Source organism: Pseudomonas sp. Pseusp3, assembly GCF_047304225.1.
Lineage (GTDB): Bacteria > Pseudomonadota > Gammaproteobacteria > Pseudomonadales > Pseudomonadaceae > Aquipseudomonas > Aquipseudomonas fluorescens_CD.
The window spans coordinates 1-18,716 of record NZ_JBGLYV010000107.1; the positions used below are offsets into that span (position 1 = coordinate 1).

Here is an 18,716-nt window from a genome sequence, read left to right on the forward strand (position 1 = left end):
GGACTAAAAGGCGCCGCGTTTAACCAGTCAGCGCGCGTTATCGTTAGCGCCCATCGCGAGCGAGCTCGCTCCTACAGTCGATGGTGTTTATCCAGGAAAAACCTGGCCCTTTGTAGGAGCGAGCTTGCTCGCGATGGACTAAAAGGCGCCGCGTTTAACCAGTCAGCGCGCGTTATCGTTAGCGCCCATCGCGAGCGAGCTCGCTCCTACAGTCGATGGTGTTTATCCAGGAAAAACCTGGCCCTTTGTAGGAGCGAGCTTGCTCGCGATGGACTAAAAGGCGCCGCGTTTAACCAGTCAGCGCGCGTTATCGTTAGCGCCCATCGCGAGCGAGCTCGCTCCTACAGTCGATGGTGTTTATCCAGGAAAAACCTGGCCCTTTGTAGGAGCGAGCTTGCTCGCGATGGACTAAAAGGCGCCGCGTTTAACCAGTCAGCGCGCGTTATCGTTAGCGCCCATCGCGAGCGAGCTCGCTCCTACAGGCAGGTAAAAGAAAACCCCCGACAAGCCGAAGGCCTGTCGGGGGTTTTTGTGTTACCGGCTCAGCTTATTGGCAAGCTTCGCAATCCGGCTCGTCGATGGCGCAAGCCTTCGGCACTGGAGCAGGGCCGGCTGGCGCTGCCAGGACCGAATCTTCACCGTGGTTGCCACCGCTGGAAACAGCGTTCAGCTTGCCGGTGTTGATGGTCGACTTCTCGGTGCTGGTCGCAGCCAGGGCACGGAGGTAGTAAGTGGTCTTCAGACCGCGGTACCAGGCCATGCGGTAGGTCACGTCCAGCTTCTTGCCCGAAGCGCCGGCGATGTACAGGTTCAGCGATTGAGCCTGGTCGATCCACTTCTGACGACGGCTGGCGGCGTCGACGATCCACTTGGTGTCCACTTCGAATGCAGTCGCGTAGAGCTCTTTGAGTTCTTGCGGGATGCGCTCGATCTGCTGCACCGAACCGTCGTAGTACTTCAGGTCGTTGATCATGACCGAGTCCCACAGGTCGCGAGCCTTCAGGTCGCGAACCAGGTACGGGTTGATCACGGTGAATTCGCCCGACAGGTTCGATTTCACATACAGGTTCTGGTAGGTCGGTTCGATCGACTGCGACACGCCGGTGATGTTGGCGATGGTCGCGGTCGGTGCGATGGCCATGATGTTCGAGTTACGAATGCCTTTCTGTACACGGGCGCGAACCGGTGCCCAGTCCAGGGTTTCGTTCAGGTCGACATCGATGTACTTCTGGCCGCGAGCCTCGATCAGGATCTGTTGCGAATCCAGCGGCAGGATGCCTTTGGACCACAGCGAACCGTTGAAGGTCTCGTACGCGCCACGCTCGTCGGCCAGGTCGCAGGAAGCCTGGATCGCGTAGTAGCTGACCGCTTCCATCGACTTGTCGGCGAACTCTACGGCAGCGTCGGAACCGTAAGGAATGTGCTGCAGGTACAGCGCATCCTGGAAGCCCATGATGCCCAGGCCGACCGGACGGTGCTTGAAGTTGGAGTTCTTCGCTTGCGGCACCGAGTAGTAGTTGATGTCGATCACGTTGTCGAGCATGCGCACGGCGGTGTTCACGGTGCGTTGCAGCTTGGCGGTGTCCAGCTTGCCGTCGACGATGTGGTTCGGCAGGTTGATCGAGCCCAGGTTGCAAACGGCGATCTCGTCCTTGTTGGTGTTCAAGGTGATCTCGGTGCACAGGTTCGAGCTGTGGACCACGCCGACGTGCTGCTGCGGGCTGCGCAGGTTGCACGGGTCTTTGAAAGTCAGCCATGGGTGGCCGGTTTCGAACAGCATGGACAGCATCTTGCGCCACAGGTCTTTGGCCTGGATGGTCTTGAACAGCTTGACCTTGCCCGGGTACTCGGTGAGGGCTTCGTAGTACTCGTAGCGCTCTTCGAAGGCCTTGCCGGTCAGGTCGTGCAGGTCCGGCACTTCGGACGGCGAGAACAGGGTCCACTTGCCGTCATCGAAGACGCGCTTCATGAACAGGTCAGGGATCCAGTTGGCGGTGTTCATGTCGTGGGTACGACGGCGGTCATCACCGGTGTTCTTGCGCAGCTCGATGAACTCTTCGATGTCCATGTGCCAGGTTTCCAGGTAGGCACACACAGCGCCTTTGCGCTTGCCACCCTGGTTAACGGCAACGGCGGTGTCGTTGACGACTTTCAAGAACGGCACGACGCCCTGGGATTTGCCGTTGGTGCCCTTGATGTACGAACCCAGCGCACGAACCGGCGTCCAGTCGTTGCCCAGGCCGCCAGCGAATTTCGACAGCATGGCGTTGTCGTGGATCGCGTGGTAGATGCCCGACAGGTCATCCGGCACGGTGGTCAGGTAGCAGCTCGACAGCTGTGGACGCAGGGTACCGGCGTTGAACAGGGTTGGAGTCGACGCCATGTAGTCGAAGGACGACAGCAGGTTGTAGAACTCGATCGCGCGGTCTTCACGGGCTTTCTCTTCGATCGCCAAGCCCATGGCCACACGCATGAAGAAGATCTGCGGCAGTTCGAAACGCACGCCATCCTTGTGGATGAAGTAGCGGTCGTACAGGGTTTGCAGGCCCAGGTAGGTGAATTGCTGGTCGCGCTCGTGGTTGATTGCCTTGCCCAGTTTTTCCAGGTCGAATTCGGCCAGCACAGGGTTCAGCAGTTCGAACTCGATGCCTTTGGCGACGTAGGCCGGCAGTGCCTTGGCGTACAGGTCGGCCATTTCGTGGTGGGTGGCGCTTTCGGCCACGCCGAGGAAGCCCAGGCCTTCGGCGCGCAGGGTGTCCATCAGCAGGCGCGCGGTCACGAACGAGTAGTTCGGCTCGCGTTCAACCAGGGTACGGGCAGTCATCACCAGGGCGGTGTTGACGTCGTTCAGGGCCACGCCGTCGTACAGGTTCTTCAGGGTTTCGCGCTGGATCAGGTCGCCGTCGACTTCTTCCAGGCCTTCGCACGCTTCGGTGACGATGGTGTTCAGGCGGCCCATGTCCAGCGGCGCCAGGCTGCCGTCGGCACGGGTGATGCGGATCGACGGGTGAGCGTTGACCGCTTCTTCGGCCGGCGCACGCACGGCACGTTCCTTGGAGCGGGCATCACGGTAGATCACGTAGTCGCGAGCCACTTTCTGCTCGCCGGCACGCATCAGGGCCAGTTCGACCTGGTCCTGGATTTCTTCGATGTGGATGGTGCCGCCCGATGGCATGCGACGCTTGAAGGTCGCGGTGACCTGTTCGGTCAGGCGGGCAACGGTGTCGTGGATTCGCGACGAGGCGGCAGCGGTGCCGCCCTCAACTGCGAGAAACGCTTTGGTGATGGCGACGGTGATTTTGTCATCGGTGTAGGGAACGACAGTGCCGTTACGCTTGATCACGCGCAGTTGGCCAGGCGCGGTGGCGGACAGATCCGAATTCGAATCAGCGGCCGGCGGCAAGGTGCCCTGCGGGTTCTCGCGAGTTGTGTCGGTTTGCATGGGGGAGTGTCTCCACATTCTCTATGTTTGTTTGGGCACCATCACGGTGCCCACCGTTCCGTCCTGAAGCACTACAACCGGCGAGCGCCGGGCATAACAACTTCGGGACAGTAGGAAGGGGGCTTTATCGGGCGCCGCTTCCATGCCGAAGTCTTTGGTCTCACGCCTTGGGCCTGAAACCGGGATCCATTGCAGGTGACAGTCGGGACTGCAACACCCGTACCGTTTTCGCCACTCGGGGCCGAAATACAGTAGCCATCCGCACGCGCGTTTTGGTCTTTCGAAAATACGTTTGGTTCAACCGGACAGAGGCAATAATAGCGCTTGAAATTGGTGTCTGGTTTGTGTTTGGTTTTTTGCGCAAAACCCCATATCTAGGGTTTTTTTAGCGCCGGGCTACAAGATAATGCGTTTTAGGGGGGGATTGCAACGTACTACCTGTGGATAAACCTGTGCGTAAATTGTGTGTGAAAGAGGGAACCGGCGTGTAGGCCGCGACACTGCTGGACCGGACCTTTTTTCAGCAATTTTCTACGATCGAAAATGCTCGTTCGGATTTTTAAGGGCGCGAACCCTATCACAAAAAACCCTGTTGTCCGAACGCATTTACCCGCTTGTGTTCTCGACGGGCGGCGTTTATACAATCGGCCCAGCGTGTATACATATTTATCTTCCCGAATCATTACAAAAAGACGGGCGGATCCTTCCTTATTAGTGTTTTTGGCAAGCAGAGGTCACCCGTGGAGCAAGAAGCCTGGCAGGTATTGATTGTGGAGGACGACCAGCGACTGGCCGAACTGACCCGCGATTACCTGGAAGCCAATGGCCTGCGTGTATCGATCGAAGGCGATGGAGCGCTTGCTGCGAACCGCATCATCAAGGAGCAACCGGACCTGGTGATCCTCGACCTGATGCTCCCCGGTGAAGATGGCCTGAGCATTTGCCGCAAGGTCCGCGCCCGATATGACGGCCCGATCCTGATGCTCACCGCCCGCACCGATGACGCTGACCAGATTCTCGGCCTGGACCTGGGGGCTGACGACTACGTGTGCAAACCGGTACGCCCGCGTCTGCTGCTGGCGCGCATCCAGGCCTTGCTGCGTCGCAGTGAAGCGCCCGAAGTCGCCCCGGAAAAACAGCGGCGCCTGCAGTTCGGCCCGCTGATCGTCGACAACGCCTTGCGCGAAGCCTGGTTGCAGGGCAACGGCATCGAGCTGACCAGCGCCGAATTCGACTTGCTCTGGCTATTGGTGGCCAATGCCGGTCGCATCCTCTCCCGGGAGGAAATCTTTACCGCACTGCGGGGCATCGGCTATGACGGCCAGGACCGCTCCATCGATGTGCGCATCTCGCGCATCCGCCCGAAGATCGGCGATGATCCGGAGCATCCACGGCTGATCAAGACCGTGCGCAGCAAAGGCTATCTGTTCGTTCCCGAGGCTTGCGTAGACCAGACCCTGTGAATTCGATCTTCCTGCGCATCTATGGCGGCATGTGTGCCGCGCTGATTCTGGTGGCGGTGCTCGGTGTGCTGGCGTTGCACCTGCTCAATCAGGTGCGCAGCGAGCAATACCGCGAGCGCCTGGCCCACGGCACGTTTTCGCTGATGGCCGACAACCTGCAACCGATGAACCAGACCGAGCGTCACCGGGCCTTGCTGGTGTGGGAGCGGCTGCTGGGCATTCCGCTGGCGCTGAAAACCTTTACCGAGACTGACCTCGACCTGACCCAGCGCACTCGTGTGTTGCGCGGCCAGGCATTGGTGGAACAGACCGGGCCGCACGCGGCGAAGGTGTACAAGCTGGTCAGCGACAAGGAGCAGTTGATGCTCACCGGGGAAGTGCAGCAGATCAGCGAACAACTGGCCCGGGCGACCATCTACCTGTTGACCGATGAACTGGTGCGGACTCCGGTAGCCGACCAGCCCTTGCGCCTGGCGCAATTGAAGGAGAGCAAGGGCTTCGGCTTCGAGCTGCGCCTGGTCACGGTTGACGAGGCGGACATGGACGAAGACCAGAGCCGCCGGGTGTCCGAGGGCGATACGGTGATGGCGCTGGGCAAGGGGGGCGATTCGATTAGGGTGTTTGCCGGCATGGTCGGCACGCCGTGGGTCCTGGAAATCGGCCCGTTGTACCAGATGAATCCTTATCCCCCGGAATGGCTGGTGCTGATCGCCGCGCTGGGCCTGACGCTGATCGGCCTGATCGTTTATCTGTTGGTGCGTCAGCTCGAGCGCCGCTTGCGTGGCCTGGAGGCCGCGGCCACGCGCATCGCCAAGGGCAGCCTGGAAACCCGCGTGCCGGCGCGCGGCGCGGATTCCGTAGGGCGCCTGGCCTCGGCCTTCAACGGCATGGCTGAACACCTGCAACAGTTGCTGGCGATCCAGCGTGAACTGGTGCGCGCGGTGTCCCACGAATTGCGCACGCCGGTGGCGCGCCTGCGCTTTGGCCTGGAGATGATCGGCTCGGCCACCACGCCACAAGCCCTGGAAAAATACTGCCAGGGCATGGATCACGACATCGAGGACCTCGACCGGCTGGTCGACGAGATGCTGACCTACGCGCGGCTCGAACAGGGTTCTCCGGCGCTGAACTTTCAGCGGATCGATCTGGATGCCTTGGTCAATCAAGTGATTGAAGAGCTGGCGCCGTTGCGCGCCGACGTCACGGTACAGCGCGGGTTGTGCCTGTCGGCGGCCGATAACGACGATGCCTGGGTCGAGGCCGAACCGCGTTATCTGCACCGGGCGATCCAGAATCTGGTGAGCAATGCCATGCGCCATGCGCAATCACGGGTGACCATCAGCTATCAGGTGGGGCAGCAGCGATGCCGGGTGGATATCGAGGATGACGGGCCGGGGGTGCCGGAGTCGGCATGGGAGAAGATTTTCACGCCGTTCCTGCGTCTCGACGACAGCCGCACCCGTGCTTCTGGAGGTCATGGGTTAGGCCTGTCCATTGTGCGACGCATCATCCATTGGCATGGTGGGCGGGCGTTGATCGGCAAGAGCAAAAGCCTGGGCGGGGCGTGTTTCAGCTTGAGTTGGCCGAGGAATCAGGAGAAGCGCTGAGATTTTCGGTGAATGTTCAACCGCTTTCGCGAGCAAGCCCGCTCCCACATTGGGCTTTGTGAACACTACAGATCCAGTGTGGGAGCGGGCTTGCTCGCGAAGGGGCCCTGCCATGCGCCAAAAAAAACTCAGGCCCTGATGCTGACCAGACTCAACAACTGCCCATCCTTGACCCCGAACTGCGCATCCAGCTCGGTGCCGTTGCGCCATTCGCGGGACAGATCGGTGAGCAGCCGCAACCGCACCTCTCCCGACTCAGACCACTCCAGCACTTCGGCGTGTTCGAAATAAAACCGTTGCTGAACGATCGGATAGAGCGCCTTGAACAGGCTTTCCTTGACCGAGAAAGTCAGGGTGACCAACAACGCCCGTAGATCGTGATCACCGGCCGCCATGCGCTGTAGCTCCGGCGGATTGAGGATTTCCCCGGCCAGGCGTTCGGCCCGATCGGCATTGAGCAGGACTTCCAGATCCATGCCCAGGCCGCGCCAATGGCTTTTGTTCGCGACAATCGCCGCGGCCCGGCCAGTGCTATGGGTGATCGAGCCAGTGATATGGGCAGGCCAGACCGGTGCCCGGTCTTCACCGATGGCCGGAATGAAGCCCAGGCCTTCGAGCCGCTGTAACGCGGCCCGCGCGCACACCCGCCCGGCGAGAAACTCCGCCTGCCGTTTGGCGACAGAGCGCTGAATGCTCGCCGGTGCCTCCACAGCACTGCGCTGAAAGTCATCGCTGGCCAGTCGGGAGCTATCGAAATGAGTGCTCAGCAGGACCGTATCGGGCAGCACAAACGGCAGCGGCCAATGGTCATCGAGGGGGGTGCAGCAGACGGGCAGGGCAGGAGTGGAGTTCATGCGGGGCATTTTGCCGGGTTGCCCTGGGGCTGGGTAGTAGCAGACGGCTTTTGTGGCGAGGGGGCTTGCCCCCTCGCCACAAATATCAGGGTTAACCAAAGATCCTTTTGAAGAACGCCTGCATGTCCGCCCAGGATTTTTCATCCGCAGTCTTGTTGTAGCCAATGTCCGGCCCGCCATGATCGCCATGGCCAAGTCGATCGGCATCCGGGTTGGTGAAGCCATGCCTGGCGCCGTCGAGGCTGACGAATCTGTAGTCGGCGCCGGCCTTGTCCATCTCGCTCTTGAAAGCCGTGATGTTTTCCTGGGTGACGATGCTGTCCAGTGCTCCGTGCTCCACAAGGATCTTCGCCTTGACGCTGCCTGGCGTTGCCGGTGTATTGGTCGTCAGCGCGCCATGGAAACTCACCACGCCTGCCAATGGCACGCCCTGTCTTGCGGCATTGAGCACCACGCCACCACCGAAGCAGTAGCCGATGGCGGCGATTTTATGCGGATCGGTTTGCGGTTGTTGCTTGAGCAGGTCGAGCCCGGCCTGAAACCTCGCGCTCGACACGGCACTGTCTTTTGCCACGGCTTGCATGAAGGCCATGGCGTCTTTGGGGTGCTCGGTGTTTTTGCCGTCACCGTACATGTCAATGGCCAGGGCGCTGTAGCCCAGGCCGGCAAGGTCACGGGCGCGGCGCTTGGCGTAGTCGTTGAGTCCCCACCATTCATGCACCACCACGACGCCGGGGCGCGGACCCTTGAGGGCATCGTCGTAGGCGTAATAGCCGATCATTTTCGTGCCATCGGCACTCTGGTAGGGGATTTCCCGGGTCTGGATGGCAGCCTGGCTGAGCCCGCTCAAGGCCAATAGGAGGACGGCGAAGAACATGCGCATGATCGGAACTCCTCTTGAAAAGTGTCGAAACATTCGGGAGGGGGCGGTTCAGCCCGGGTTCAGAGTGCGTTCAGGGGGAGTTCAGGGCTCGGTGCGTAACCTTGCCCCGTACCCAATAAACAAACGGCACATGAGGACACTCCCAATGACTGGATTCAAAAAACTGCTTCTGGCATTCACTGTACTGGGCGCAAGCACCGCAGCCTTCGCATCCGACGATAACTTTGCCAGCATTACTCTTGGACAGACCAGCGACAAGGTCAAAAAGTCCCACGCCCTGAACGACAACCTGAACCATCCGAACGCCGATGGCGTGATCGGCAAGGACACCACCTGGGGTGTCCGTCTGGGCCAGCAAAACACCAAGGGCCGGTACTACGCCACTTACGACAATGTGTCGGGCTCGCACAACGGCATTAAACTGCGTCAGGAAAACCTCCTGGGCAGCTACGATCTGTTTTACCCGGTGGGCGGTAGCACCAGGCTGTTCGGTGGTGCCACGGCCGGCCTGACCAAAATGACTCAGGAGTCGCCAGGCTTCAGCCGCGACAGCGATATCGGTTACGCCATCGGCGCCCAGGCGGGTGTGCTGCAACAGGTTTCGCAGAACACCTCGGTTGAACTGGGTTACCGTTACCTGCGCAGCAACGCCAGCACCGAGATGAGTGAGCGTGGTGGCAGCAAGCGGGGTTCGCTGGACCTGACCAGCAGCGCCCAGACTTACCTGTCCGCCAACTACGCTTTCTGACAAGCGTTTCGCGAGCGGCCTGTGCCGGATCAACCCGAGTGGCTGGTCCGGCATTGCCATGTTAGCTATCGAGGTGCGACGTTGTGCCTCTGGAGATGTTGATTTGCCCGGGAGAGCGTTATGAAACTGCTGGTCGTCGAAGATGAAGCGCTGCTTCGTCATCACCTGAAAACCCGCCTTACGGAGAGCGGCCATGTGGTCGAGTCCGTGGCCAACGGCGAGGAGGCGCTGTATCAGACCGCGCAGTTCAACTTTGACCTGGCGGTGATCGACCTCGGTCTGCCGGGCATGAGCGGTCTCGACCTGATCCGGCAGTTGCGCTCAGGTGGCAAAACTTTCCCGATCCTGATCCTCACCGCGCGAGGCAACTGGCAGGACAAGGTCGAAGGCCTGGCCGCCGGTGCCGACGATTACGTGGTCAAGCCGTTTCAGTTCGAAGAACTGGAGGCTCGCCTGAATGCCTTGCTGCGCCGCTCCAGCGGCTTCACCCAGTCGACCATCGTTGCTGGTCCGTTGCTGCTGGACCTGAACCGCAAGCAGGCATCCCTCGACGATCAGCCGTTGGCACTGACCGCGTATGAGTACCGCATTCTCGAATACCTGATGCGTCACCATCAGCAAGTGGTGCCCAAGGACCGCTTGATGGAGCAGCTCTATCCGGATGATGACGAGCGTGATCCGAATGTGATCGAGGTGCTGGTCGGTCGTCTGCGCCGCAAACTGGAGGGGCCGGGCGGGTTCAAACCGATCGATACCGTGCGCGGCCTGGGCTACCTGTTCAATGAGCGTTGCACTTGATCCGTTCGCTGCGCATCCGCTTGATGCTCGCCGCCACGCTGTTGGCGGTGTTGTTCATGCTGGCGTTGCTGCCGGCGATGCAGGGGGCCTTCAGCCTGGCGTTGCAAGACTCCATCGAGCAGCGTCTGGCATCGGACGTGACTACGTTGATCTCTGCCGCCCGGGTGGAGAACAACAGCCTGCAGATGCCGGAGCAGCTGCCCGACGAACGCTTCAACCTCACCGACAGCCGATTGCTCGGCTACATCTATGACCGTGAGGGGCATCTGGTCTGGCGTTCGAAGGCGACCCGGGAAGAACACATCAATTACAAGCCGCGCTACGACGGACGTGGCAACGAGTTTGCGCGGATCCGTGAAGCCAATGGCCAGGAGTTCTTCGTCTACGACGTCGAGGTCAAGTTGCTCGGTGGCAAAAGCGCAGCCTTCAGCATCGTGGCGCTGCAGCCGGTTCGTGAGTACGAACTGACCCTGGAAGGCCTGCGAGAAAATCTCTATCTGGGTTTTGGCGCGGCACTGCTGGTGCTGCTGGCGTTGTTGTGGATCGGACTGACCTGGGGCCTGCAGGCATTGCGGCGCTTGAGCCAGGAACTGGATCAGATCGAAGGTGGCACCCGCGAAAGCCTCAGTGAGGAACATCCCCGGGAATTGCTGCGCCTCACCGGTTCTCTCAACCGGTTGCTGCACAGTGAGCGTGAGCAGCGCAGTCGCTACCGTGATTCCCTCGATGACCTGGCCCATAGCCTGAAAACGCCGCTGGCGGTGTTGCAAGGCGTCAGCGAAGACCTGGCCCTGCGTCCGGAGGATCGCGATCAGGCCTGGGTTCTGCAAACCCAGATCGAACGCATGAGCCAGCAGATCAGCTACCAGTTGCAGCGCGCCAGCCTGCGCAAAAGCGGTCTGGTACGTCATCAGGTGCGTTTGCACCCGGTGCTGAAAAGCCTGTGCGACACGCTGGACAAGGTTTATCGCGACAAGCGCGTGCACGTCGCGTTCGACCTGCCCGACCCGTGCTACGTACCGATCGAGCAGGGCGCTCTATTGGAGATGATGGGCAACCTGCTGGAAAACGCCTATCGCCTGTGCCTGGGCGAAATACGCATCAGCGTGCGCGAAACCCTTGGCGGCATCGAGTTGTGTGTCGAGGACGACGGCCCCGGCGTACCACAGGATCAACGCGCACGGATTCTCGAGCGCGGCGAGCGCCTGGACCGTCAGCACCCGGGGCAGGGCATCGGCCTGGCGGTGGTCAAGGACATCATCGAGAGCTACAGCGCCAAGCTGACCTTGGGCGATTCACCGATGGGCGGGGCGGCGTTCCGGATTCATTTTCCGGTGGTATGACCTGGAGTTTGATTGTGCTCTTTCGGGCCTCTTCGCGGGCAAGCCCGCTCCCACATCGGCCGAAGTTGTTCAAAAATCATCTGACTAACTCAATACCCTGTGGGAGCGGGCTTGCCCGCGAAGAGGCCAGTGAACACACCAGAAAAAATTGCTCCTGAAACTCAGTTCTCCTGCGCCCGATAAGCCCCCGGCGTCAGCCCCGTCCACTTCTTGAACGCCCGGTGAAATGCCGACGGCTCGGAAAACCCCAGAAGCTCGGCGATCTGTTGCAACGACAGGTCGGCGCGGCTCAGGTGATAAATCGCGATGTCCCGGCGCAACTGGTCCTTCAACTCCTGAAAGCTCGATCCCTCTTCCCGCAAATGCCGGCGCAAGGTCTGCGGGCTGATGTGCAGCTGCGCGGCCACGGCTTCCAGATCGGGCCAGCGTGAACTGTCGCGACTGAGCAAACGGCGCAAGCGGCTGCTCAAGCTGTCGCCATCGTCCGGGCGCGAGAGCAGGTCGGCGGGGGAGCGCTCGAGGAAATGCTTGAGGGTGCGTTCATCCTGCAACAGCGGCATGGCCAGGTAGCGGCTGTGAAACAACAGGCTGCTCTGGGGGCTGGAAAACTCGAGCGGGCAGGAAAACAGCAGGTCGTACTCGGCGCCGTGTTCCGGCCGGGGGTAGCTGAACGCGGCCTGTTCCAGGCGAATGCGCTGGCCGATCAGCCAGCTGCCGAAACGGTGCCAGATCACCAGCAGGCTTTCGCTGAGAAAATGATCCGGATCCCAAAGTTGCGAGTCGTCGAGGCTGAGGCGGACCCATTCATCTTCGCGGCTCAGGGTCAAGCGCGGAGCCCCGGGGAATAGGCTATAAAACAATAAGCCGCGATTGAGTGCCTTATCCAGGCTGCGGCAGTGAATCACGGCATGGCACATCATCGCGAAGCTGCCCGGCCTGCTGGGGGCTTGCCCGAACCCCAGGTACTCGTCGTCCAGTGCCAGCCATAAGGCCTGAATCAGTTGGGTGAATTGCTCTGGAGCGATGCGCGCCCGGGGTTCGTCCAGCAACTCGGGGCTGATCCCCAGTTGTTGTAGCAGGCCCGAAAAGTCGTAGCCGTGCCGACGCGCACCACCAAGGGCGGCGCGGGCGAAATGACTGGCAATGGTGCGTTCGCGCATGACAGCAGTTCTGACCGTTGAACGACGGATGGTAGCTGCGCACTGCGGGCGTGAACAGGGCGGATATCCGCCAAATTGCAGGACGTCTTTTAATGGAAGGGCGGAAATCCGCCACATGATTGTAACCGTCCGGTGACAGGGAAATCGCTGCGACCCCTGATATCAAAAGGCTTGCAGGGATTTTGCGCAAGGTGGCACGGGCCTTGCGATACAACATGCAGATGCCTGCCGTTGCGCAGCTCGAAAAAACAAATCCCTCCAGTGCAGGAGGGTTCGCAATTGCGGTGTTGCGGGCAACAGCTGGATGTTGCCACCGGGCACCCTTGAGGAACTTTGCAATGACGACTCGTCAGCCACTGTACAAATCCCTGTATTTCCAGGTGATCGTTGCAATTGTCATCGGTATCGCACTCGGTCACTACTACCCACAGCTCGGTGTGGCCGTTAAACCGTTGGGTGACGGGTTCATCAAGCTGATCAAAATGATCATCGCCCCGATCATCTTCTGTACCGTTGTCAGCGGTATCGCCGGCATGCAGAGCATGAAGTCGGTCGGCAAGACCGGTGGTTATGCGCTGCTGTACTTCGAGATCGTTTCGACCATTGCCTTGTTGGTCGGTCTGGCCGTGGTCAACATCGTGCAGCCAGGCAATGGCATGCACATTGACGTCGCTACCCTGGATGCCTCCAAGGTTGCCGCTTATGTTGCGGCCGGTGCTGACCAAAGCGTCGTAGGCTTCCTGCTGAACGTGATCCCGACGACCATCGTCGGCGCCTTCGCCACCGGCGACATCCTGCAAGTGTTGATGTTCTCGGTGATCTTCGGTTTCGCCCTGCATCGCCTGGGTGCCTACGGCAAGCCGCTGCTGGACTTCATCGATCGTTTCGCCCACGTGATGTTCAACATCATCAACATGATCATGAAGCTCGCGCCAATCGGTGCCTTCGGTGCCATGGCGTTCACCATCGGTGCCTACGGTGTCGGCTCGCTGGTGCAGTTGGGTCAACTGATGGCGTGCTTCTATATCACTTGCCTGCTGTTCATCCTGATCGTACTGGGTGGTATCGCTCGCGCCCACGGCTTCAGCGTTCTGAAAATGATCCGCTACATCCGTGAGGAACTGCTGATCGTGCTGGGCACTTCCTCTTCGGAGTCGGTGCTGCCACGCATGCTGATCAAGATGGAACGTCTGGGTGCGAAGAAATCCGTAGTAGGCCTGGTGATCCCGACCGGCTACTCGTTCAACCTCGACGGTACCGCTATCTACCTGACCATGGCCGCGGTATTCATTGCCCAGGCCACCGACACCCACATGGACATCACGCATCAGATCACCCTGCTGGTGGTGTTGCTGCTGTCGTCCAAGGGTGCTGCGGGCGTGACCGGTAGCGGTTTCATCGTACTGGCTGCGACCCTGTCGGCGGTGGGCCACCTGCCGGTTGCCGGCCTCGCGCTGATCCTCGGCATCGACCGTTTCATGTCCGAAGCCCGTGCCCTGACCAACCTGATCGGCAACGCCGTTGCCACCGTCGTCGTGGCCAAGTGGGTCAAGGAACTGGACACCGACGTGTTGCAAGCGGAGCTGGCCTCTGGCGGTCGCGGCATTGCCGACGAGCCTAAAGACGATGTTTTGGGCCACGTCGAAGGGGCAACCCCGACCAACGCCAAGTAAGCCTTGTTGTAATGAAAAACCCGCTTCGGCGGGTTTTTTCATGCCCGGTGATTGAGCACAACGGTCACTGCACATGGCGCATAAGGTGATTGCTGCAAAGCGATCGGCTGCCTAGGCTGTGGGCATCGTCAAGGGAGAACGCTCATGCCCGGTCCACTGGCATCACTCAAGGTTCTGGATTTCTCGACATTGCTGCCGGGGCCGTTCGCCTCGTTGCTGCTGGCGGACATGGGCGCCGAAGTGCTGCGCATCGAATCACCGACCCGCATGGATCTGCTGCGGGTGTTGCCGCCCCACGATCAAGGCGTGTCAGCCAGCCACGCCTACCTCAACCGCAACAAGCGCAGCCTCGCCCTGGACCTCAAGCAACCCGAGGCGCTGGAGGTGATCAAGTCGTTGCTGCAGGACTACGACATTGTGCTCGAGCAGTTCCGCCCGGGTGTCATGGAGCGTCTGGGCCTGGGTTACGAAGCCCTGAAGGCGATCAAGCCCGAATTGATTTATGTGTCGATCACCGGCTACGGTCAGACCGGCCCCTACAAGGACCGCGCCGGCCATGACATCAACTACCTGGCCTTGTCCGGGCTGGCGAGTTACACCGGCCGGGCCGACAGTGGGCCACTGCCGTTGGGCATGCAGGTGGCGGATGTCGCCGGTGGCTCGTTGCACGGGGTGGTTGGCTTGCTGGCGGCGGTCATTGCCCGACAGCAAACCGGTCAGGGCCAGCACCTGGATGTCAGCATGACCGACTGCGCGTTCAGCCTGAATGCGATGGCCGGTGCCGGGTATCTGGCCTGTGGCGTCGAGCCGGGGCCGGAAAACCAGGTGCTCAATGGCGGCAGCTTCTACGACTACTACCGCTCCAGGGATGGGCGCTGGCTATCGGTGGGCAGCCTGGAGCCGGCATTCATGAAGCAGTTGTGCACGGCGTTGGGGCTGGAAGAATTGGCCGGCCTCGGCCTGTCGCCGCAACTGGTGCATCGGCAACAGCTTAAGGACGCGCTGACGGTCGAATTCGAAAAACATGACTTTGCCGAGTTGTGCGCGCTGTTCGCGGAGCTGGATGCTTGTGTCGAGCCAGTGTTGAGCCTGGGAGAAGCGCTGCGTCATCCGCAGTTGCAGGCACGGGAGTTGGTGGCGCAAGTGCCGCGGGGCGACGGATCAAGCCAGGCGCAGATGGCGTGTCCGCTGAAGTTTTCGCAAGGTTTGCCTGAGCCCCGGCATATTGGCTCGGTGCTGGGGCAGCATACGGATCAGGTGTTGGGGGAACTGGGGTTCAGTGCGCAGCGGATTGCTGAATTGCGGTCAGCCAAGGTCATTCTCTAGCGTCTGCTCCGGCCTCTTCGCGAGCAAGCCCGCTCCCACAGGGGGACTTTGGTGCCGCATAAATCCGGTGTAGGAGCGAGCCTGCTCGCGAAGAGGCCGATACAAACACCGAGAGTCCCGCTATTCGACCCGCATCTCCCCACTGAACACCAGCGTATGGCGACACCGTCGACACAAGTACCTGCGCCCCTGGCGCACCAGGCTGTGGCGCTGGGCCGAGAACGGGAAGTCGCTGTCGGCGCACGGGCACTTGTAGATGTAGCGGGTCACGCTGCGGCGTTTGACGTCATAGGTGTGGCAGCGGTTGGGCGGCAATTCGTACACGCCGCGCATGATCAATTGCCACTCTTCACCATGGGGCTGGATACGGTCGCCGAACAGTTGATGGGCGATCAGGTGGGCGACTTCATGGGCTACGGTCTGCTTGAGGAAGTCTTCGGTGTTTTCCCGATACAGCTGCGGATTGAAGCGCAGCAGGTTCTCGTGCAAATGCGCGACACCGGCTTTTTGCCCGCGCAGCTTGAGGCTCACCACGGGGCGTTTGAAAGTTCGTTTGAAAAAGGATTCGGCTAGTTGGAAACAGTCTTCGACGCGGGAATTGAGTTGCTCGGGCATGCTTGATGGATCTCCAGAGCGGTCGAGTATGCCGCAACCCTGGGGCCTTGCGAATCGCCAAGGTGCCGAATGGTCGTGTGCCTCCTCGTTGCTGAAGAATCAAAAGGCCGCCTTGCGGCGGCCTGTATCGTTGGTTTCTGATTATCAGTGACGGGTGGCTAATTGGTGTAGACCGGCCCTACGCCGAGTCCCCAGACAATCACAGTGAACGCCATGATGGCGACCAGCACCACCAGGCCTACGGCGAGCACCGAACTTGAAAACAGAAAGCCCTCGTCAGATGGAATGTTCATGAATGTCGGCAAGCCCACGTACAGCAAGTACACCGTGTAGCAGATGGCTGCGGTGCCGACGATCATCCCCAGCCACAAGTGCGGGTACAAAGCGGCGAGGCCACCGATGAACAGCGGTGTAGCGGTGTAGGTCGCAAACGCAATGCAGCGGGCGAGGCTTGGGTTGGCGTCATAGGTGCGGGCCATCCAGTGAATGAATGCGCCCATTACCGCAACGCCACCGAGCATCGCCACGTACGACATGATCGTCATCCATATCGCGCTTTCTACGGTCAGCATCACGGGAGCCCGGTTGCCGATGACCCAGCCGACCTGTGTGGTGCCTATGAAGGCAGACACGGCGGGGATCGCCGCCAGGATCAGCGTATGGGTCAGGTACATGTGGCTGATGCTTTCCTCCTGGTCGCCACGGATCTCTTTCCATTCTTGGTCAGGGTGGGTGAAGAGCCCCACTACGTGATGGATCATGCCAGTCACTCCTCTTTTTTACCGTCGCCCCCCAGTGGAGCGCCTACGGGCCAATGCGGCCTAGCAAGTCACAGGTCTGAAATTTTCATGAGACCTTATGTCGCAGTATAGGGATGAGTTTCCCTAGAAGAAGTAGGGGCTTTAGAGCAAATCGCGCTGTAAACACAATTGTTAATCGCCGTCGGGTCTGTAGGTGAGCTGGAGATGTTGCCCGCTCGCCACAAGTGCAAAGAATTTGCGTAAAATGCCCGCCTTTCGTCACACCTCACGGATTTCGCGTCATGGGCACTCTCACGGTCAACCAGAACAAACTGCAAAAGCGCCTTCGCCGACTGGCCGGTGAGGCGGTTGCCGATTTCAACATGATTGAAGACGGCGACAAGGTCATGGTCTGCCTGTCCGGTGGCAAGGACAGCTACACCATGCTCGATGTGCTGATGCACTTGCAGAAGGTTGCGCCGATCAAGTTCGAGATCGTGGCCGTGAACATGGACCAGAAGCAGCCGGGCTTCCCGGAGCACGTGCTGCCGGCCTACCTGAAAGAACTGGGGATCGAGTACCACATCGTCGAGAAGGACACTTACTCGGTGGTCAAGGAACTGATTCCGGAAGGCAAGACCACTTGCTCGCTGTGCTCGCGCCTGCGTCGCGGCACGCTCTACACCTTTGCCGATGAAATCGGCGCGACCAAGATGGCCCTCGGTCACCATCGTGACGACATCGTCGAAACGTTCTTCCTGAACATGTTCTTCAACGGTTCGCTCAAGGCCATGCCACCGAAGCTGCGCGCCGACGATGGCCGTAACGTGGTGATCCGCCCGCTGGCCTACTGCAACGAAAAAGACATCCAGGCCTACTCGGACTTCAAGCAATTCCCGATCATTCCGTGCAACCTCTGCGGCTCCCAGGAAAACCTGCAGCGTCAGGTGGTCAAGGAAATGCTGCAGGACTGGGAGCGCAAGACCCCGGGCCGTACCGAGAGCATTTTCCGCAGCCTGCAGAACGTGATCCCGTCGCAACTGGCGGATCGCAACCTGTTCGACTTCACCAGCCTCAAGATCGACGAGTCCGCGGCTTCGCGCTTCGTCAACGTGGTCAACCTCTGATCAAAACTGTGGGAGCGGGCTTGCTCGCGAAGGCGTAGTGTCAGTCGATATATAGTTGAATGACACACCGCTTTCGCGAGCAAGCCCGCTCCCACATTGGTTTTTCGTTTTATTCCTCAGGAGAGGGCATGCGCGACTTCAAGTGGCTGAATGAGTACTGTCTGAACCGCTTCGGTTCGGCGGCTGAACTGGAAGCCCATCTGCCCGTTCCCAAGACTCCCGAGCAACTGCGCAAGATCAGCGACGATCGCTACCTCTCGATGATGGCGCTACGGGTATTCCGCGCCGGGCTCAAGCACAGCCTGGTGGATGCCAAGTGGCCGGCCTTCGAAGAAGTGTTCTTCAGGTTCGATCCGGAAAAAGTCGTGCTGATGAGTGCCGAGCACCTTGAGCGCCTGATGCAGGACACGCGGATCATCCGTCACCTGGGCAAGCTCAAGAGCGTGCCGCGCAATGCACAGTTCATTCTGGACGTGGCCCATGAAAAGGGCAGCTTCGGCGCGCTGATCGCCGACTGGCCGGTGACCGATATCGTCGGGCTCTGGAGCTTCCTGAAAAAACGCGGACATCAATTGGGCGGGCTGTCGGCCCCGCGCTTCTTGCGGATGATCGGCAAGGACACCTTTGTACCGAGCTATGACGTAGTGGCGGCATTGAATGCGCAAGACATCATCGACAAGGTGCCGAGCAGTCTGCGCGACCTGGCTTTGGTGCAGGACGTGTTCAACCAGTGGCATGAGGAAAGTGGCGGACGGCCGATGAGCCAGATTTCGATGATGCTGGCTTACACCGTCAATCATTGAAACCGAGTCGCCTCATTCGCGAGCAAGCCCCCGCCCCCAATTTTAAATGGGTGAAAATTTGGGGGCGGGGTTGGGGGGGAAGGGGGAGGGGCGGGGGTTGGGGTTTTGGCCAAGCCCGCCCCCGTTGGGTTGAA

Annotated in this window: 15 protein-coding genes; 9 read left to right on the forward strand and 6 right to left on the reverse strand. The window is 60.2% G+C overall.

Features of this window, described 5'->3' with window-relative positions; genetic code table 11:
• Positions 1-547: 547 nt before the first annotated feature.
• A complete protein-coding gene (locus tag ACCD00_RS25715) occupies positions 548-3,442 on the reverse strand; it encodes a ribonucleoside-diphosphate reductase subunit alpha (protein ID WP_413428118.1) in 2,895 nt (964 codons plus the stop codon).
• Positions 3,443-4,182: 740 nt separating this feature from the next.
• Here ACCD00_RS25715 and ACCD00_RS25720 point away from each other — a divergent pair.
• Both ACCD00_RS25720 and ACCD00_RS25725 read left to right on the forward strand, forming a co-directional pair.
• Positions 4,183-4,905: a response regulator gene (locus tag ACCD00_RS25720; RefSeq protein WP_413428119.1), complete on the forward strand. Its 723-nt coding sequence runs from the start codon at positions 4,183-4,185 to the stop codon at positions 4,903-4,905.
• Positions 4,902-6,512: an ATP-binding protein gene (locus ACCD00_RS25725; protein ID WP_413428120.1), complete on the forward strand. Its 1,611-nt coding sequence runs from the start codon at positions 4,902-4,904 to the stop codon at positions 6,510-6,512. The genes ACCD00_RS25720 and ACCD00_RS25725 overlap by 4 nt, the downstream gene beginning before the upstream one ends.
• 128 nt (positions 6,513-6,640) lie before the next feature.
• On the opposite strand, the gene ACCD00_RS25730 is transcribed toward ACCD00_RS25725, so the two are convergent.
• Complete coding sequence (locus ACCD00_RS25730) at positions 6,641-7,366, reverse strand: 4'-phosphopantetheinyl transferase family protein (RefSeq protein ID WP_413428121.1); 726 nt, start codon at positions 7,364-7,366, stop codon at positions 6,641-6,643.
• 91 nt (positions 7,367-7,457) lie between these two features.
• Entirely contained in the window at positions 7,458-8,249 is a 792-nt protein-coding gene (locus tag ACCD00_RS25735) for a dienelactone hydrolase family protein (protein WP_413428122.1), read from the reverse strand.
• Positions 8,250-8,394: 145 nt separating this feature from the next.
• Between ACCD00_RS25735 and ACCD00_RS25740 the strand changes: the two genes are divergently transcribed.
• The 3 genes from ACCD00_RS25740 (at position 8,395) to ACCD00_RS25750 (ending at position 11,138) form a co-directional block, all read left to right on the forward strand.
• Positions 8,395-8,997 (forward strand): hypothetical protein, encoded by a 603-nt coding sequence (locus tag ACCD00_RS25740; protein WP_413428123.1) that lies wholly within the window; start codon positions 8,395-8,397, stop codon positions 8,995-8,997.
• 120 nt (positions 8,998-9,117) lie between these two features.
• Entirely contained in the window at positions 9,118-9,795 is a 678-nt protein-coding gene (locus tag ACCD00_RS25745; RefSeq protein ID WP_111281548.1) for a response regulator transcription factor, read from the forward strand.
• Complete coding sequence (locus tag ACCD00_RS25750; RefSeq protein ID WP_413428124.1) at positions 9,792-11,138, forward strand: ATP-binding protein; 1,347 nt, start codon at positions 9,792-9,794, stop codon at positions 11,136-11,138. The genes ACCD00_RS25745 and ACCD00_RS25750 overlap by 4 nt, the downstream gene beginning before the upstream one ends.
• 161 nt (positions 11,139-11,299) lie before the next feature.
• Here the strand turns inward: ACCD00_RS25750 and ACCD00_RS25755 are convergent, their stop codons facing one another.
• Positions 11,300-12,298, reverse strand: a complete 999-nt coding sequence (locus ACCD00_RS25755) for an AraC family transcriptional regulator (RefSeq protein WP_413428125.1) — start codon at positions 12,296-12,298, stop codon at positions 11,300-11,302.
• Positions 12,299-12,636: 338 nt separating this feature from the next.
• Between ACCD00_RS25755 and ACCD00_RS25760 the strand changes: the two genes are divergently transcribed.
• Both ACCD00_RS25760 and ACCD00_RS25765 read left to right on the forward strand, forming a co-directional pair.
• Positions 12,637-13,971, forward strand: a complete 1,335-nt coding sequence (locus ACCD00_RS25760) for a dicarboxylate/amino acid:cation symporter (RefSeq protein WP_413428126.1) — start codon at positions 12,637-12,639, stop codon at positions 13,969-13,971.
• Positions 13,972-14,115: 144 nt separating this feature from the next.
• Entirely contained in the window at positions 14,116-15,297 is a 1,182-nt protein-coding gene (locus tag ACCD00_RS25765) for a CaiB/BaiF CoA transferase family protein (protein ID WP_413428127.1), read from the forward strand.
• Positions 15,298-15,417: 120 nt separating this feature from the next.
• Here ACCD00_RS25765 and ACCD00_RS25770 read toward each other — a convergent pair whose 3' ends face one another.
• Together ACCD00_RS25770 and ACCD00_RS25775 are read right to left on the reverse strand one after the other, a co-directional pair.
• Positions 15,418-15,912, reverse strand: a complete 495-nt coding sequence (locus ACCD00_RS25770; protein ID WP_413428128.1) for a SprT family zinc-dependent metalloprotease — start codon at positions 15,910-15,912, stop codon at positions 15,418-15,420.
• A 158-nt stretch (positions 15,913-16,070) separates the two neighbouring features.
• Positions 16,071-16,673, reverse strand: a complete 603-nt coding sequence (locus tag ACCD00_RS25775) for a Yip1 family protein (RefSeq protein WP_008016508.1) — start codon at positions 16,671-16,673, stop codon at positions 16,071-16,073.
• A 281-nt stretch (positions 16,674-16,954) separates the two neighbouring features.
• Here ACCD00_RS25775 and ttcA point away from each other — a divergent pair, with 281 nt between their 5' ends.
• Both ttcA and ACCD00_RS25785 read left to right on the forward strand, forming a co-directional pair.
• Positions 16,955-17,779, forward strand: a complete 825-nt coding sequence (gene ttcA, locus ACCD00_RS25780; protein WP_008016509.1) for a tRNA 2-thiocytidine(32) synthetase TtcA — start codon at positions 16,955-16,957, stop codon at positions 17,777-17,779.
• Positions 17,780-17,907: 128 nt separating this feature from the next.
• Entirely contained in the window at positions 17,908-18,582 is a 675-nt protein-coding gene (locus tag ACCD00_RS25785) for a DNA-3-methyladenine glycosylase I (protein WP_413428129.1), read from the forward strand.
• Positions 18,583-18,716 lie beyond the last annotated feature (134 nt).

Excerpts from the sequence above, each read along its gene's own strand:
- ACCD00_RS25715 (WP_413428118.1), bottom strand. The coding sequence starts at position 3,442 with ATGCAAACCGACACAACTCGCGAGAACCCGCAGGGCACCTTGCCGCCG.
- ACCD00_RS25730 (WP_413428121.1), bottom strand. The coding sequence starts at position 7,366 with ATGAACTCCACTCCTGCCCTGCCCGTCTGCTGCACCCCCCTCGATGAC.
- ACCD00_RS25735 (WP_413428122.1), bottom strand. The coding sequence starts at position 8,249 with ATGCGCATGTTCTTCGCCGTCCTCCTATTGGCCTTGAGCGGGCTCAGC.
- ACCD00_RS25740 (WP_413428123.1), top strand. The coding sequence starts at position 8,395 with ATGACTGGATTCAAAAAACTGCTTCTGGCATTCACTGTACTGGGCGCA.
- ACCD00_RS25745 (WP_111281548.1), top strand. The coding sequence starts at position 9,118 with ATGAAACTGCTGGTCGTCGAAGATGAAGCGCTGCTTCGTCATCACCTG.
- ACCD00_RS25755 (WP_413428125.1), bottom strand. The coding sequence starts at position 12,298 with ATGCGCGAACGCACCATTGCCAGTCATTTCGCCCGCGCCGCCCTTGGT.
- ACCD00_RS25760 (WP_413428126.1), top strand. The coding sequence starts at position 12,637 with ATGACGACTCGTCAGCCACTGTACAAATCCCTGTATTTCCAGGTGATC.
- ACCD00_RS25765 (WP_413428127.1), top strand. The coding sequence starts at position 14,116 with ATGCCCGGTCCACTGGCATCACTCAAGGTTCTGGATTTCTCGACATTG.
- ACCD00_RS25770 (WP_413428128.1), bottom strand. The coding sequence starts at position 15,912 with ATGCCCGAGCAACTCAATTCCCGCGTCGAAGACTGTTTCCAACTAGCC.
- ACCD00_RS25775 (WP_008016508.1), bottom strand. The coding sequence starts at position 16,673 with ATGATCCATCACGTAGTGGGGCTCTTCACCCACCCTGACCAAGAATGG.
- ttcA (WP_008016509.1), top strand. The coding sequence starts at position 16,955 with ATGGGCACTCTCACGGTCAACCAGAACAAACTGCAAAAGCGCCTTCGC.
- ACCD00_RS25785 (WP_413428129.1), top strand. The coding sequence starts at position 17,908 with ATGCGCGACTTCAAGTGGCTGAATGAGTACTGTCTGAACCGCTTCGGT.